Raw genomic sequence first — 15,461 nt, 5'->3', positions numbered from 1 at the left:
CTATTTGATTAACAAGGATAAATATTTTTCGAAATTCACACCATCATTTCTCGGTGTTCCCTCTCTTACAGAGTCCTCTATTGCCTTGGCAATAAAATTTCCAGCTTCTGTAATGATATCCTTTATTTCTTCTCCTCTTGCCACACCTCCTGCCAGACAGGATGCGAACAAGTCTCCTGTTCCTGAAAAACTTCCTCCTATATGAGGAAAAGCCTTAAAGAAATCCCCTTCTCTGCTTACATGGAGATTTCCCATATAAGACTGACCAAACTCGTCTCTTCCATGTATGCCTGTTACAATAATGTGCTTATCCTTATCTCCGCAAAGACTCCTTGCGATTTCGACGATTTCCCTTTTTCTATCATTTGGGTCTTTAATACTTTGCAGCCTGTCGAAACTTGTGTTTGCCAAAAGACATAATTCCGTCAGATTTGGCGTAACATAGTCTGCATGCTTTGTAAGCTTTATAAATTCCCTTCTTAACTCTTCGGAAAAGATGTCATAAGTTTTTCCATCATCTCCCATAATAGGATCCACAAGTAAAAAAGTCTCATCTTTATAAAATTTATCTAAAAAATTAAATATTTTATCAATCTGTTTCGTATTCGCAATAAAGCCTGTATAAATTCCGTCAAAGGATGCTCCCATCTTTTCCCATTCACCGGTGAATGCGTCCATTTTCTGTGTATAGTCATCACAATAGTAACTGGGATAACCTGTCTGAGCGCTTAGAACAGCTGTGGGCAAAGGACATACCGAGACTCCCATGGCAGACATTACAGAAATACTTGCTACTAAAGAACATCGTCCAAAACCAGACAAATCATTAATTACGGCGATTTTTTTTGTCATCTTCATCCTTCTTTCCTTCATATAACAACCTATATTTGATATTACACTATTTAAGAAAGTTTTGAAATATTTAATTTGTAAAAGAAGGCAAAACCCCTTAAAATTAGAGTATAGAAATGGGTAAAGGAGGATACAAGCAATGGAAAGAGAAGAACAAGCTTATCTTCGTGAAATTGGCACTATCCCTCTTCTTACTGCGGAAGAAGAAGTTGAATTAGCAAAGCGGATTGAGCAAGGTGATGGAGAAGCGAAAAGAATATTGGAAGAATCGAATCTCAAACTTGTTGTATCGATTGCAAAAAAATATAGAAACCGTGGGCTTTCCTTTATGGATTTAATACAAGAAGGAAACATTGGTCTGATGAGAGCTGCTGAGAAATTTGATTATAAGAAAGGATTTCGTTTTTCAACTTATGCAAACTGGTGGATAAAGCAAGCTATGACAAGAGCAATTCTGGATAAGGCTCGGACAATCCGTGTTCCAGTTCATATGGCTGAGGCTATTAATCGTGTTCTGAAAACTTCAAATGAATTAACGGTTGAGCTTGGTCGCGATCCCACTCCGAAAGAAATCTCGGAACACATGACAAATGTTTCAGAACAAGAAGTGATTGATATGCTCAAATATGCACAAGATCCCCTCTCCTTAGAAACACCTTTGGGAGACGATGATGATGGCAACCTTGGAAGCTTTATTGAGGACAAGCAAAGTGATAGCCCTGACAGCGGACTTATGCGGGAAGCCATGCAGCAGGAAGTAAACGAAATCATCAACAAACTTCCTGAAAGAGAGCAAAAAGTCATACGAATGCGTTTTGGCTTTAATCCTGAAAACAGAATCTATACCCTTGAAGAGGTTGGAAAAGATATCGGATTAACCCGAGAACGTATACGTCAAATTGAGGCTCGCGCCCTTCACCAGTTAAAGGCTTATGCATTACATCAAGAAAGTGAATAAAACCAGTTGACACCGGCAAGCATCTAGGATATAATAGTCTTTGCTGTGAGAAATCGTAGCATTGTGTGGGTGTAGCTCAGCTGGATAGAGCGTTTGGCTACGGACCAAAAGGTCGGGAGTTCGAATCTTCTCACCCACGTATAAAAAGAAGCATTGCATTTTATTATGCCCTGCTTCTTTTTTTGTTTTTATACATTTCTTTGTCTGCTTGTTGAAAGTGGTTCTCCCAGTCCTCCTCTTCATTTTCTATAACTGAAATCCCCATGGCGATCGATAAATTATATGGATATTTATTTTCCAAATGTTTTAGATTTTTAGCAATCTCTTTTATAACCTCTTTTCCTTCTTTTCTCCCGGCATTTTGTAGGACTATAACAAATTCATCTCCGCCGGTTCTTGAAACCAAAGCATTCGGCGGGCAGTTTCTCTTTAGAACCTCTGCCATTAACCGTAATAAAACATCCCCTTGCTCATGACCATAGGTATCATTCGTCTTCTTAAGCCCATTCACATCGCCAACTAATATACAGACTGGATAACACGTCTTCTCTCGTAACAGATTACATTCCATTGTCAGCTGTCTTCGATTTAAAAGTCCGGTTAACGCATCCATACCGGAGAACTTGTCCAGTTCTTCAATCAACTTTCTGTTTTCCGTCTCGTCGGTAACAATAATAAAGCTTGCAATTTCCTTGCCACTAGAATCAAATATTTCTCTTCGCCGTATGTTCATCACCCCATGGTTTTGATCATAATAGTCTACACCACTTTCTTCATCTTGTAATTTTTCCATATACTGATACTTTCCTTGAAGCTGCTGTAAGATATCCGAAAGTTTTTTTCCCATATAATCGATTTTTCTTTCTTCCATCCATTCCCTTAGCATTCGATTGCTGGTGATAACATTATTCTCATCATCCACAATCAAAACTGCATTATCAATGTATTGAAAGGCTTCTTTTCTTGATTCAATAAAAAAACTTAATTCCTCATAATTTTTCATAGAAAAGTACATCGCCAATAAAGAGATGTAACAACTCACCAGGGTAATATCTACCGGCATTGAAAACCGTAATACCACGACATTTACACTCATGACGATAATAACACTCCAAAGAAGAACAAAGGACGGCTGCTTATACTCTTTTTTTACCTTTCTATGCTGCACAATTGTCACAATCAGACCTGCAAGCATTAATAAATAACAGTAAACCGAATGAAACCAAAACCACAGTCCTCTATTGGCAACCACCAAATGCCGGGGATAAGTTTCCAAAAGCTCAAAACTGCTCCGAATCAAAGTATGATCCGAGGTAGTAAGTACTAACACAAATGTGAAAACAGGTATGATTGCCAATGCTGCAATCATTGTCTTTGAAAGGTAACTATCAAGTCCATAAAACCGCATAATGTATGAAAACCATCCCAAGGCAGTCAGTGCCACAAAGGGAAGGTCTAAATCATACAAAAATTTCGAAACACCAAAATCAATTGAAACAAAGAACAACACTCTGGTTGATGCCCAAAGGGTAAGCATTATCCCCACAAAAATAAAATGACCATCCAACTTGCTTCTTGACCTTTTTAATGCATTTAAGAGCAAAATCATAAAAATCAAAAAAACCATAATCATATAAAAAATAATTCCTGTTATATTTGTCATCTTTTAATGTCCTCTCAGCCTCTTATTACTATACATTCGGTCGTCAGCCTTTTTGAGAAGAATGTTAATATTCTCGTCGGGATGTTCTTTCGTAGCCACTCCAAAAGCAACTGATATCTTATACTCTGCTTTTTCTTTGCTGCTTATTTTTTTCATGATTTTTTCCACTTGCTCCTTGGCATTTTCTTTCGTACAATTTGCAAGTAATACCACAAACTCGTCTCCTCCTATTCTGGAAACAACGGCATCATTAGACACACTACATTTGATGATTTCTGCCACTTCGATTAACAGACGATCTCCAATTGTGTGTCCCCAGAAATCATTGACCTTTTTCAAACCATTCACGTCTCCAAAGATAACAGAAAGAGGTAAATTCTCTTTACAATCTATTTTCTTCAAAGTCTTTTCATATCCATGCCGATTCATCAGCTTCGTTAATGGGTCTATTCCTGCTAAATCTTTCAAACGCTCAATAAACAAACGGTTTCTGGTTACCTCAGAAAAGACAATGTAGGAGCCTTTTCTCCCTCCTTTATCAAACTCATGCTCTTTGATTTCATAAACAATTGGAAACTTACCCTTTATCAAGTACAAATCTCTACTAACAACTTTATTATCTTCATTCTTTAATGTGCGAATCTCTGCATTCTGGCATTTATATATATCCCTTCGTATATCCCTTGATTCCCTATTTGTTATAGGGATATTTATTTTATCAAATAGGTTGATTGCTGCCTGATTCGCTTCAACAATAATTTCATCTTTATTGGAAATCAAAATAGGACTTTGGAAAAAATCAAAAGTCTCTCGTCTCCATATGCCCAAATAATCTGCTCTACCGCTGCTGTATATGAATATATTGAATAAAACATTGCACAAAAAAATTGTAATGATATTGACATCCATATCAATACCATTTTTTCCCAACACATTTATGCGAACAAGTATCCCCAACACATAAATCAGCAACGCACCATAGAGAATCCGTCCAATTCCTTTATATGACCGTTCCAGCCGTCTCGTATTTTTTATCGTAACAATTAAAATCACCAGTAATATAAGATCAATATACAGGTTCATTATTATGCTGCCTATTCCAGGGGTATACACGACCTCAAACATTTCCCCATCAATGGAAATCATCAGCTTCTTAAAAAACATGTGAAAAAATCTATCTGAAATTGCCAAAAAAGAAATACTTCCCGGAATAACCAGAAGTACTATCTTTATAAAGACTGGAATTCTATTTTGAATTCGAAAATATCCCATCACCAAATAGAAGGCTGCTGAAACAAGAAATGCAATAAAGCAATATTTAAACAGATACAAAAACTTAGCCCAAACAATATCCTCTACTGTGAAGACAAAATTTTCTGTTAAAAACCATCCAATACTTAACATACAGGCTGTTAAATAAGTTCGGTCCACGTATGTTTTTTTACTTTTGAAAATAACAGGAACTGCTAACATAAGCATCATAATTAGAATAGAACTATAAACCATTATGATAAAGGTTCTCTCTGCCATAAAACTACCTCGTCTTGATTTTCCATGATTATATCATAGATTTAGGCAGCTCGTCTAAAAACTAAAAAATTGTTTATAAGATTTTCACAATATGTTCATAGCTTTTTGTTATACTGACTTTGGTTTATAAATTAAAGAAAAACAAACTAGAGGCTGCACCCACGTGTATGACGCGTTACACGGGATGCAGCCTCGCCTATTCATTTAAAGTAAATTCATTGCCGCCATAGCAGCTCTTAACTTCTCTTTGTTTTCGTCTTCCATTTCCGTTAATGGAAGTTTTGGACTACCTACTTCTAATCCTTGCATATTCATTGCTGCTTTTACCGGTATTGGATTCACTTCACAGAAAAGTCCTTTACATAATGGTATCAAGTCCACTTGCATCTTTGCCGCTTTCGTTATATTTCCATCCAAAAATTCCATTACCATATCATGCATATATTTCGGTGCCACATTGGATACTACAGAAATAACTCCAGAACCTCCAATTGACAGTAGCGGAACCACAATATCATCATTTCCAGAATAGAGATCCAGCTTTCCATCTGTCAGCTGCATCATCTCTGCTGCCTGAGATACATTCCCTGATGCTTCCTTCATTCCAACAATATTCTCTACTTCATTGAATAAGGTAGCTACTGTTGATGGCAGCATATTCATTCCAGTTCTTCCTGGCACATTGTATAAAATAATCGGAATTTTAACCGCTTCTGCTATTGTCTTAAAATGAGCAATCAATCCTTTTTGTGTCGCTTTATTATAATAAGGTGTTACGATCAATAGGCCGTCTGCTCCTACTTCCTCAGCTTTCTTAGAGAGATAAACTGCTTCCTCCGTCGAGTTTGAACCAGTACCTGCAATAACCGGTATTCTCTTTGCTACCTTTTCAACACAGTACCGTATGGTTTCAATATGCTCTTCATGACTCAGTGTAGAAGACTCACCTGTTGTACCACAGATAATAATGGAATCGGTCTGTCCATTAATCTGATCCTCTAATATCTCGCCCAGCTTCTCAAAATTTACTTCTCCATTTCCTTTCATTGGTGTTACGATTGCGACTCCTGCGCCTTTAAATATTGCCATAATAGCCTCCTTCTTCAATAGATAATGTAAATATTATTAAAATCACAAAGGCAGGAACAAAAAATGTCCTGCCTCATAAAATACTATAGTTATACATATTAAATGATAGCACTCCATCTTATGATGACAGTCATAACATTCTTAATGCTATGCCCAGAAAAATCAGTACAGGTATCCTTCTTCTCCTTCGGCACCCTCCCCTTTTAACAATCTTCTTCTGTCCCTGACATCCAATTGTCTACTTATGAAAAGTGCGACCTCTATCTACATTTCTATTATTATTATTTCCTCAATGTTAGCACTGTACTTAGATACTGTCAAGCACTTTTACTAGCCATAATTGCCTTTTCTACTTCACAAGATAACCACCATCTACTGGAATAATGGCTCCTCCCAAATAATCACTGGCTCGAGAGGCAAGAAAAATACAGGTTCCCTTCATATCCTCACCTGTTCCCCAACGGTTTGCTGGGATACGGTCGGTAATCTGCTGATATCTTGGATTGCTTTCTTCCAAAAGAGCTGAATTCATTTCCGTTGCCATATATCCTGGAGCAATTGCATTTACATTTATGCCTCGGGCAATCCAATCGTTACTCATTTCTTTGGTAAGCTGTGTTACACCACCTTTGGCTGCTGTATATGCGGGAACGGTTTGACCGCCAAACCATGAGACCATAGAGGCTATATTAATGATTTTGCCATAGCCTTTCTTCAACATGATTTTTGCCGCCTCTTGGCATAGAATGAATACCGAATTCAAATTTACATTTAGCACTTCATCCCACTCATCTAATGGAAATTCTTCCGCACTATGCCGGCGCTGTATACCATGTGCATTAACAATAATATCTAAATCATTCCCTAGCTTTTTCACACATTCCTTGAATCCTTGGTAAACCTCTTCCCGAATAGAAAAGTCAGCCTTAACTCCGTGGCACAGATAGCCTTTTTCTATGTATTCTTTTGCAATCTCAAATACTTTATCGGATGTTCCTACGATTGCCACTTCACAACCAGCTTCCATAAGTCCTTCGGCCATTCCCAATCCTAATCCTCTGGTTCCACCTGTGACAATTGCTTTTTTTCCTTCTATGTTAAATAATTCCATACTTTTTCGCTCCTTTCCTCATTATTCATCAAATAATATCACCATTTTTTTAATATTTGAATCTGGGTTATCCATATAATAAAACACTTTTTCTATCTCACTAAATCTGATGTATGTAGCCCCAATCCCCTCTGTATCAAAGGCTTTTTTCTCCATCTGTTTAATTGTTGGTTCAAACTGATAGCAAGACATTCTGGTTCCGATAATATCAAGCTCTCTTTGATTAATCATCGCTTGTGTAATCTCTTCTGGTGCAGTACAAAATCCAAGAGGTACAATACGCCCTGCATTACATACAATTCCTGGTTGCATCACTGCTGCCAAAGAGCCTGGATAACAAGCAGCATCAAAGGCGATTGTCACTCCATGCCCCTTTGTAATTCTCTGCACTGCATCAACAAGATTTTCTTCTTTTGTATTAATTACATAATCTGCACCAAAATCCCTTGCTCTTTTTAATGTTCCCTCATTGATGTCACAACAAATTACTGTCTTACACCCTTTCGCTTTACAGGTTTGCAATATAATTGCACCAATTGTACCTGTTCCTAAAATCAAAACTACGTCCTCAGGCACAACTCTCCCTCTCGTCGTACAATGTGCTCCAATTGCATAAGGTTCCACAAGAGCTGCATCTTTCCACGAAACACTTTCACTAATTTTATAAACTTCATCTTCTGGCGCTGTAAAATATTCTCTGAACCCACCATCCATGCCAGAGCCACGCACTTTTACTTTTTCACATACATTCTTTCTTCCAATACCACATTGATAACATTCTCCACACGTATGGATTAAATCCACAATAACGTGATCCCCAACCTTTACATTTTCAACATCTTCCCCTACCTTTGCAACAATTCCTGCGTTTTCGTGTCCAGGAATACGAGGATAGGTGGAACAAGGATTCGCTCCATGGTATATGTGATGGTCGCTGCCACAAACACCTGCCGACTTCATTTGAATAAGTACTTCATTGCCTTTAGGCTCTGGAATTTCCACTTCTCTAACTGCAAATTCATGGGGCTTTATTACCACTACTTCTTTCATCATATTACTCATATCATTATCCTTTCTGTACTAGTAAATTTAAGAAACCAAATTCGGCAAAAATGTGGAGAGTGCAGGTACAAATGCAAAGATAATCGCACATACAACTTCAACGCATACAAAAGGTATTAATTGCTTTGCAACCTTACTCACTGGTTCTTCTGAAATTCCACATGCAACAAACATCGTTGTTCCAAATGGTGGCGTTGCCTGACCTAATGCAAGTAAGAAAACAAATACCATACCAAAGTGAACCGGATCAATTCCAAATGCAACGGCAATAGGTGCTAAAATAGGTCCTAAAATTAAATTTGTCGCTCCAACTTCAAGGAACATACCACAAACCAATAAAAGAATAATAATTAGCCCCATAAACATATATTTATTACTTGCCACCGCCATAAACGCATTCGTTACATATACCGGTATTTTATAATAGGTAATCAGATACCCGAACATCTGAGCTGTTACAACGAGAAACATAAGATTCGCTGTACTAACTGCCGTTCCCTTTAAAATGTTCCAAATATCTTTTCCTGTTATTTCACGATATATTGCAATACATACGATAAATCCATAGAATACCGCTACCACTGCCGATTCGGTTGGTGTGAATATACCCGCGTATATTCCGCCTAAAATTACAATTGGCATAATCAATGCCCAAATTGCATTTTTGAAAGAAACTAAAAATCTTTTAAATGAAAATCCCTCCTCTTTTGGGAAATTGCATTTTTTCGCTTTGAAATATGCATACAAGCATAACAATACACCACAAATCAGTCCTGGAAGTACTCCTGCCATCAATAATTTTGCAACAGATACACCGGTAATATTTCCATAGATTACAAATACTGTAGATGGAGGAATAACAATTCCCAATGTTCCGCCAATTGCTTGAACTGCTGCTGAATAATCTTTGGGATACCCTCTTTTTACCATTTCCGGATACATAAGTCCACCAATTGCTGCTGTTGTTGCAACTGAAGAACCGGAAATTGCTGCGAAAAAGGTGCATGCTACAATTGAAACAAGGGATATTCCACCGGAAATCCATCCAACAAATGAATCTGCAAAAGAGACTAAACGTTTTGAGAGTCCACCTTTTGACATTATGTCACCTGCCAAGAAAAATGCAGGTAATGCCAACATTGAGAAATTGTCACAACCAGTAAATATTTTTTGTGTAATCATTGCAAAGGAAAGAACCGGATCAAAGAGTATTGCACAAATACAAGCCCCTCCAAGAGCCCAAGTGATTGGAACACCCAATAACATTAGTACTAATAATATAACAATTAATAAAATCGCTGAAGTCGACATTATGCCTTTCCCCCTTTCTCAATTTGTTCCGGTTTAGTTTTTATTACATCCACCAATTTAATAATTCCTGAAACCATCGCGAGTCCAAATCCCAAACATATTATCCCGTACATTATGCTCATAGGAATGCGCAGCGCAGGGCTTAACTGATACCCTCCAATTCTTAACATCCCAAAGGTACTATAAAAGAAAATAGCCGAAATAATCAATGCGATTACTTGTCTCCCAATTTCAAAAGCTTTTTTTGCTTTATCTGACAAAAAGTTATCTATAATGTCAATACACACCAGCATGTCTTGTGAAATCCCTATGTTAATTCCAAGTAAAATCATGGCAACAAATAAGTATCTTGATGCTTCTTCTGACCAAGGTATGCTATAAAAAATTACATACCGCGTAAATGTTTGTACAAAAATAATGATCATAATTGCAATCAATATAATCGCAATAATTGCATTTACTACATTCTGTAGCTTTGAAAAAATCTGTTTAACTTTCTCCATTCCCGCTCTCCTTTTCTATTTTGCCTCTGCTATTCTATCCAAGGTTTCTTTATAATCTACACCGTAACTGTCACGAACATTTTGCGTTTCTTTAATAAAGTCTGTTTTGTCTGGATACGTCACAGTCATTCCCTTGCTCTCCAGTGTAGTAATTGCTTCCTTATCCATTGTCCTGCTTAATTCTCTTTCTGCTCTATTTGCTTCTTCCATACACTCTGTAATAATTTTCTGATCCCCCTCATTTAATGCTTCCCATGTTTTGGGAGCCATCAAAATGAAAACTGTAGAATATACGTGTTCAGTAATTGCCATTTCTTTATTTACTTCAACAACATTGTTTTTGTCAATAACTGTTGCCGGATTTTCCTGTCCATCAATTGCACCCTGCTGCATTGCTGTATACGCTTCACTCCATGCCATTGGAACTGGGTCTGCACCTAATGATTTCCATAGCTTCTGATGAATCTCATTTTCCATAACACGAATTCTTAGACCTTTTGTATCCTCTGGTGTATTTATCTCCTTTTTTGAATTTGTAAGATTACGAAATCCAGATTCCCAAATTCCCAAACCCTTCAATTCTACCTTCGACAGACTATCTAAAAAATCCTGACCGATATCCCCTAAAAACACTTTATCGGCATGCTCCGTACCCTCAATTACATAAGGCAAATCAAAGGCCGCAATTTCTGGAATAAAATTTGCGAGTACACTTTGATTCACTACTGCTATATCCAAATTTCCTAATTCACAGGCCTCTATATTGTCTCTTTCTGATCCTAACTGCCCATTATGAAATACGGTGATTTCTATTCTTCCCTCCGATTTATCTTTTACATTTTCAGCAAATTCTTCCATCGAAATACCAATTGCTCCATCCGCTGCTGAGGCTTGAGCCATACGAAGCTGTACATTATTATTCTCATCATATATACTACTCTTTTTCCCGCATCCGACTGCAGCTAATGACACTAATAATGCAATGGATACAAGCACTGCTAATCCTCTTTTCCTCATTTCATTTTCTCCTCTATGGTGTTTGTAACGAGCCGTCTCGTAGTCTCGTTTGTGTCCACGTAGTCACTGTATTTTTACAAGGATATTTTGCTGCTTCCTCCTCGTTTAAGTCGACTCCTAGTCCTGGTCTGTCATTCGGATAGACATAACCTTCTTCAAATTCCGGAAGACCTGGAAATACCTCAAGCAAAGCTCCCCTTGGTCCTTCCAAATCTTGAATCACATGATTGGGAGGCTCAATTCCTGACCACTCCTGTACTCCAAAATTAGGTGCTGCTAAATCAATATGAATATTGGCCGCGTGGGCAATTGGAGACATATCACCTGGCCCATGCCACGCTGTACGCACGCCGAATTGCTCTGCAAATATTTGAAGCTTTCGCGCCGGTGTAATTCCGCCAATTTGACTAATATGAACACGAATAAAATCTATCAACTGCTCTGCAATTAGCGTTTTCCATTCTGCTCGATTATTAAACAACTCACCTTGTGCAATCGGAATACTGGAATGCTGTCTTAATTTTCTTAACCAATCTATATTTTCTAAAGAAACTGAATCCTCTAAAAAAAACAAATCAAACGCTTCCAATTCTTTTGCTAATTTTATCGCCTCTATTGGTGCAATTCTTTCATGTACATCATGAATCAATTCCATATCATAACCAATACGATTACGAATCTGTTCAAATAATTTTACTGTATTTCTTATATACTTTCTACTGTCTAAATATATCCCTTTATAAGCACCTGATGGCGCTGTATCAGGAGTAATACCATAATGCTCTCCACCATATCCACCGTTTTGGCATCTTAAATGCGTAATTCCCATTTCTTGAAATTTATGTATGTTTTCACAAATCTCCTCAATATCTTGACCATCTACATGGCGATATACGGGGATTCCTTTTCTTACCTTTCCACCAAACAATTGGTACACTGGCATCCCTGCCATCTTTCCTTTGATATCCCATAAAGCCATATCAATCCCAGATATTGCATTGTTTTCAACGGGTCCATTTCTCCAATATCCATTCTGATGCATCAACTGCCACAATTCTTCAATATCCTCAACATTCCTGCCCATTAGTAGTGGCCGAAGATATTCTTCTACTAAATTTTTTACCGTAAGATGACGATAGGCAAAGGTTGCACATCCCAGTCCATATAATCCTGGCTGATTTGTGTCCACTTTAACGGTGATTAAATTAATTCCCTCTGGTGCAGTACAGATTACACGAATATCTTTAATTTTTACTGCCATTCATTTTCCTCCTATACTTGTTACTCGTCTGACAAGTTTTCTTAAAAAAAACAAATCTACATATCTTATTCTCATTCTTGTCCGACAAGTTATTTTTGATTATATGCTTGACCCATGTCAAAGTCAAGCATTCATCCTTTTTTCGTGAATAGTGATATATTTCACTTTAATTTTTTGGTAAATCTGCTTGCAAACGTTGAATACCATTTTGCATATGCTCAAACATACATTCTCGTGCTTTGTCTGCATCACCTTCCTGAATTGCATTTAAGATAATTGTATGATAGTAAATTCCATCTCTATATCCAAATATATCATTCATCTGCTGATGATTTTTACGGTTCTCTTCAAAAATTTTATTCATACTTTTATAAAGTAAGAGATTATTTGAAGCTTGGCATATTGTCTGATGGAAGGAAATATCCGCTAATACAAACTGCTCTTTTTCTCCTTTATTCTTAATCATATAGTCAAGATGAGATCTCAGTGCTTCGATTAATTCTGGGGTTTGATTCTTTGTTGCCATATAACAAGCTTCACTTTCCACAATTCGTCGAAACTCTAAGACCTTCTCAATATCTTTACAGTCTTCTGCAGTGATTCTATTTTCTCCACTCTCACCATCTACCTGGTCATCAATCAGAAATGTGCCTTTTCCATGCACACTCTCTAAGACACCAATTCCAACCATTTGCTGAATAGCAGTTCGCACGCTGGCTCTGCTTACTCCAAGCTTTTGGGTTAATTGATTTTCGGATGGTATCTTCTCTCCAACTTTCCATTCACCAGCCTCTATGTTCTTTTTAAAATATTGGACAATTTGTCCTGTTATATCTGAATGTGTAATAATCATTATTTCTTCTCCAATCTCGTCTGACAAGCTATAATGATATTATAGATTATTCTAAGGTTTTGTCAAATATTTCAAGGGGAGTGTCAATTTGCTCAAATTATCTTCCTTTGCTTTTGCCTCATGGGTTTTCTCATCAACTGCTTTTTCGCTTCATTTAATTTGTCGAAGAGGAATCAAAATGCGTAAAGTAAACCAGTCCTTATCCGCATTTAAAGTCATAGCTCCTCCATATTTCTCTGCTGATGCCTTGATACTTTTTAACCCATACCCATGCATGGCACCCTCTTTCTTCGTTGTTTCCGGCAGCTCATTTCCCAATTGAATTGGTTTTTCCGTAGAATTTTCACATTGAATCAAAAGGAATTGCCTTTGACGACTCACTTTTAAAGATACAATGTGTTTTTCCTTATCCTCTATCTGAGAAACCGATTCAATCGCATTATCAATCGCATTTCCAAAGATTGAACAAATATCCTTTACATGCATAAAATCCAAAAGCTTCCCATCGGTCATACATTGAAAAACGATTCCTTTTTGTGCACAGTACATACTTTTTGTTGTCAGCACCACATCAAGCACCCTGTTTCCTGTATTAATAAATGCCTCCTGCGTTGCAATTGCTTCTCGCATTTCTTCCAGATATAGATTCCTTTTTTCCGCATCTGTCTCTGCGGAAATTGCAGCAATATAATGCTTTAGATCATGGAACTCTCGTCGCAGGATTTCTGTATTTTCAAGGGCAATCCGATATTGATCATACTGCCGTTGAAGAACTGTATTCATTGAATCATTTTCATTCTTTAGCCGGGATTCTTCTCTTCTTTCCTGTTGACTATAAAGCATAACCAATCCTCCAAAGTCAACCAGGGTACGGATATACAGAATAGAGCTTGTGGCACTGGAAAATGGTGTGTCCGGCATAATAAAGCTAAGATTACTCATCACAAAGACACCAAGAGCTGTTACCCCTGACGCAAACAATTCTCTTCCATTTGCCCCCAGTATACCTTCATTGGTTATATGATTTTTTTCCATAAGATAGTAAACTGAAAATATAACTAAATAGGCAAGAAACATAAATACAATTTGCCATGTTTTCATTGTACTCTTTGTGTACAGAAGCCACCATACATAAAGCTGCCAATAGATTGATGCCGTAAATTCTGCCAGCACAAAGGCTCTTATTCCACAATAAGCAATATCATTTAACCATAAATTGCAATTCAAAAAAAGAAACCCTAGCATTAGAGCAATTGCTCCTATCATACAAGGAATCCACGTATACAAAGGTAATTTGCCTGCAATTTGATGATAGCAAATAAAAATCGGAAGAGGTAAAAGTAAAGCCAAAGCTCCCTTTACTCCTTGGTACCTCCTACGAAGCATTAATATATATACTACACAGGCTGCCCATTCCGCTATTGCGGTATATAATCTGGGGGTATTCATCAGTTCCTGTACATCCATTAATTGTCTCCTCCAATATAATCTGCTAAGGCCAGAAGAAATGCCTTCCTTTTCCCACGGCTCAATGATACTTCTCTTTCTCCCGTCAGCAAAACCGTATTCTGCTGCACTTCCAAAACATGAAACAAATTTACTAAAAAGGCATTGTGGCAACGTACAAACCCCTTCTCCTTGAGCTCTTCTTCTATTACTTTAAGGGATCCCCGAACAACCAGCTCTTCTTGTGCCGTAGCAATCGAAAGAAAATGCCGTTGACTCTCCACATAAAGAATGTCCCGAATACTGATCCTCCTTGTACCACCTTCAACTTTAACGGTTAGATAAGCTTCTTCCCTATGCTTTTCACAAATCTTAACAACTTTATCCATTGTACGGGAAAAGGCGGGATAAGCCAAAGGCTTCACAATATATCCAAGGGCATTGACTTGATAGCCTTGAACTGCGTATTGGACCGTAGAAGTAATAAAGACAATCTGTACTTCTTCATCAAATTCTCTAATTCGCTCAGCGGCCTCCATTCCATTTAAATGTTTCATTTGAATATCTAAAAAGATAATTTCATATTCCGGCTTATACTCTTCGGCAATGTCTAATCCATCCTTAAATACCGTAATCTTAAAAAATTGATTCTGCTCTTCCTCATACCTTTTCAGATAACTGCAAATTAAGTCTCTATATTCTTTTTCATCCTCAACAATTGCTACTCTAATCATATTTACCCCTTGTGATAAAATTAAAATCTACAAAGATATTATAACACAGAAACAGGAGACTGTTTCCACCA

14 protein-coding genes, 1 tRNA gene and 1 riboswitch are annotated in these 15,461 nt (G+C 37.4%); of the genes, 2 read left to right on the top strand and 13 right to left on the bottom strand.

The genetic code is table 11. The features are described 5' to 3' along the window. Positions 1-852: a pyridoxamine kinase gene (locus NHH15_RS10285; RefSeq protein WP_262066585.1), complete on the bottom strand. Its 852-nt coding sequence runs from the start codon at positions 850-852 to the stop codon at positions 1-3. A gap of 139 nt (positions 853-991) precedes the next feature. On the opposite strand from NHH15_RS10285, the gene NHH15_RS10280 reads away from it, so the two are divergent. Beyond that, positions 992-1,810 (top strand): sigma-70 family RNA polymerase sigma factor, encoded by an 819-nt coding sequence (locus NHH15_RS10280; RefSeq protein ID WP_262066584.1) that lies wholly within the window; start codon positions 992-994, stop codon positions 1,808-1,810. Between the two features lie 65 nt (positions 1,811-1,875). Continuing rightward, a tRNA-Arg gene (locus NHH15_RS10275) sits at positions 1,876-1,949 on the top strand. A gap of 24 nt (positions 1,950-1,973) precedes the next feature. On the opposite strand, the gene NHH15_RS10270 is transcribed toward NHH15_RS10275, so the two are convergent. The 12 genes from NHH15_RS10270 to NHH15_RS10215 all read right to left on the bottom strand — a co-directional run bounded on the left by NHH15_RS10270 (position 1,974) and on the right by NHH15_RS10215 (position 15,390). After that, a complete protein-coding gene (locus tag NHH15_RS10270) occupies positions 1,974-3,473 on the bottom strand; it encodes a histidine kinase N-terminal 7TM domain-containing diguanylate cyclase (RefSeq protein WP_262066583.1) in 1,500 nt (499 codons plus the stop codon). A gap of 3 nt (positions 3,474-3,476) precedes the next feature. After that, positions 3,477-5,003 (bottom strand): histidine kinase N-terminal 7TM domain-containing diguanylate cyclase, encoded by a 1,527-nt coding sequence (locus tag NHH15_RS10265; RefSeq protein ID WP_262066582.1) that lies wholly within the window; start codon positions 5,001-5,003, stop codon positions 3,477-3,479. Positions 5,004-5,207: 204 nt separating this feature from the next. Beyond that, complete coding sequence (gene dapA / locus NHH15_RS10260; protein ID WP_262066581.1) at positions 5,208-6,092, bottom strand: 4-hydroxy-tetrahydrodipicolinate synthase; 885 nt, start codon at positions 6,090-6,092, stop codon at positions 5,208-5,210. 98 nt (positions 6,093-6,190) lie between these two features. Continuing rightward, positions 6,191-6,363: riboswitch (Lysine riboswitch) on the bottom strand. 78 nt (positions 6,364-6,441) lie between these two features. Continuing rightward, on the bottom strand, positions 6,442-7,203 hold the full coding sequence (locus NHH15_RS10255) for an SDR family oxidoreductase (RefSeq protein WP_262066580.1): 762 nt from the start codon (positions 7,201-7,203) through the stop codon (positions 6,442-6,444). Positions 7,204-7,224: 21 nt separating this feature from the next. Continuing rightward, positions 7,225-8,265: an alcohol dehydrogenase catalytic domain-containing protein gene (locus NHH15_RS10250; RefSeq protein WP_262066579.1), complete on the bottom strand. Its 1,041-nt coding sequence runs from the start codon at positions 8,263-8,265 to the stop codon at positions 7,225-7,227. A gap of 27 nt (positions 8,266-8,292) precedes the next feature. Beyond that, on the bottom strand, positions 8,293-9,576 hold the full coding sequence (locus tag NHH15_RS10245; RefSeq protein WP_262066578.1) for a TRAP transporter large permease: 1,284 nt from the start codon (positions 9,574-9,576) through the stop codon (positions 8,293-8,295). Further along, positions 9,576-10,079, bottom strand: a complete 504-nt coding sequence (locus NHH15_RS10240) for a TRAP transporter small permease (RefSeq protein ID WP_262066577.1) — start codon at positions 10,077-10,079, stop codon at positions 9,576-9,578. Before NHH15_RS10240 ends, NHH15_RS10245 begins: the two co-directional genes overlap by 1 nt. Before the next feature lie 15 nt (positions 10,080-10,094). Beyond that, entirely contained in the window at positions 10,095-11,096 is a 1,002-nt protein-coding gene (locus NHH15_RS10235) for a TRAP transporter substrate-binding protein (protein WP_262066576.1), read from the bottom strand. 13 nt (positions 11,097-11,109) lie between these two features. Then, entirely contained in the window at positions 11,110-12,357 is a 1,248-nt protein-coding gene (locus NHH15_RS10230; RefSeq protein WP_262066575.1) for an enolase C-terminal domain-like protein, read from the bottom strand. Between the two features lie 166 nt (positions 12,358-12,523). Further along, positions 12,524-13,210 (bottom strand): FadR/GntR family transcriptional regulator, encoded by a 687-nt coding sequence (locus NHH15_RS10225; RefSeq protein ID WP_262066574.1) that lies wholly within the window; start codon positions 13,208-13,210, stop codon positions 12,524-12,526. Between the two features lie 150 nt (positions 13,211-13,360). Then, positions 13,361-14,677 carry a sensor histidine kinase gene (locus NHH15_RS10220; RefSeq protein ID WP_262066573.1) on the bottom strand — a complete coding sequence of 439 codons (1,317 nt, stop codon included), beginning with the start codon at positions 14,675-14,677 and terminating at the stop codon, positions 13,361-13,363. Continuing rightward, a complete protein-coding gene (locus NHH15_RS10215; RefSeq protein ID WP_262066572.1) occupies positions 14,677-15,390 on the bottom strand; it encodes a LytR/AlgR family response regulator transcription factor in 714 nt (237 codons plus the stop codon). Before NHH15_RS10215 ends, NHH15_RS10220 begins: the two co-directional genes overlap by 1 nt. Positions 15,391-15,461 lie beyond the last annotated feature (71 nt).

The sequence above is a fragment of the Aequitasia blattaphilus genome (genome assembly GCF_024721305.1).
Lineage (GTDB): Bacteria > Bacillota > Clostridia > Lachnospirales > Lachnospiraceae > Aequitasia > Aequitasia blattaphila.
The sequence above is the reverse complement of the archived record's forward strand: the minus strand, read 5'-3'. Positions and strand labels throughout refer to the sequence as shown.

What these genes read in the sequence shown, in the direction of transcription:
- NHH15_RS10285 (WP_262066585.1), bottom strand. Translation starts at nt 852, where the DNA reads ATGACAAAAAAAATCGCCGTAATTAATGATTTGTCTGGTTTTGGACGA.
- NHH15_RS10280 (WP_262066584.1), top strand. Translation starts at nt 992, where the DNA reads ATGGAAAGAGAAGAACAAGCTTATCTTCGTGAAATTGGCACTATCCCT.
- NHH15_RS10270 (WP_262066583.1), bottom strand. Translation starts at nt 3,473, where the DNA reads ATGACAAATATAACAGGAATTATTTTTTATATGATTATGGTTTTTTTG.
- NHH15_RS10265 (WP_262066582.1), bottom strand. Translation starts at nt 5,003, where the DNA reads ATGGCAGAGAGAACCTTTATCATAATGGTTTATAGTTCTATTCTAATT.
- dapA (WP_262066581.1), bottom strand. Translation starts at nt 6,092, where the DNA reads ATGGCAATATTTAAAGGCGCAGGAGTCGCAATCGTAACACCAATGAAA.
- NHH15_RS10255 (WP_262066580.1), bottom strand. Translation starts at nt 7,203, where the DNA reads ATGGAATTATTTAACATAGAAGGAAAAAAAGCAATTGTCACAGGTGGA.
- NHH15_RS10250 (WP_262066579.1), bottom strand. Translation starts at nt 8,265, where the DNA reads ATGAGTAATATGATGAAAGAAGTAGTGGTAATAAAGCCCCATGAATTT.
- NHH15_RS10245 (WP_262066578.1), bottom strand. Translation starts at nt 9,576, where the DNA reads ATGTCGACTTCAGCGATTTTATTAATTGTTATATTATTAGTACTAATG.
- NHH15_RS10240 (WP_262066577.1), bottom strand. Translation starts at nt 10,079, where the DNA reads ATGGAGAAAGTTAAACAGATTTTTTCAAAGCTACAGAATGTAGTAAAT.
- NHH15_RS10235 (WP_262066576.1), bottom strand. Translation starts at nt 11,096, where the DNA reads ATGAGGAAAAGAGGATTAGCAGTGCTTGTATCCATTGCATTATTAGTG.
- NHH15_RS10230 (WP_262066575.1), bottom strand. Translation starts at nt 12,357, where the DNA reads ATGGCAGTAAAAATTAAAGATATTCGTGTAATCTGTACTGCACCAGAG.
- NHH15_RS10225 (WP_262066574.1), bottom strand. Translation starts at nt 13,210, where the DNA reads ATGATTATTACACATTCAGATATAACAGGACAAATTGTCCAATATTTT.
- NHH15_RS10220 (WP_262066573.1), bottom strand. Translation starts at nt 14,677, where the DNA reads ATGGATGTACAGGAACTGATGAATACCCCCAGATTATATACCGCAATA.
- NHH15_RS10215 (WP_262066572.1), bottom strand. Translation starts at nt 15,390, where the DNA reads ATGATTAGAGTAGCAATTGTTGAGGATGAAAAAGAATATAGAGACTTA.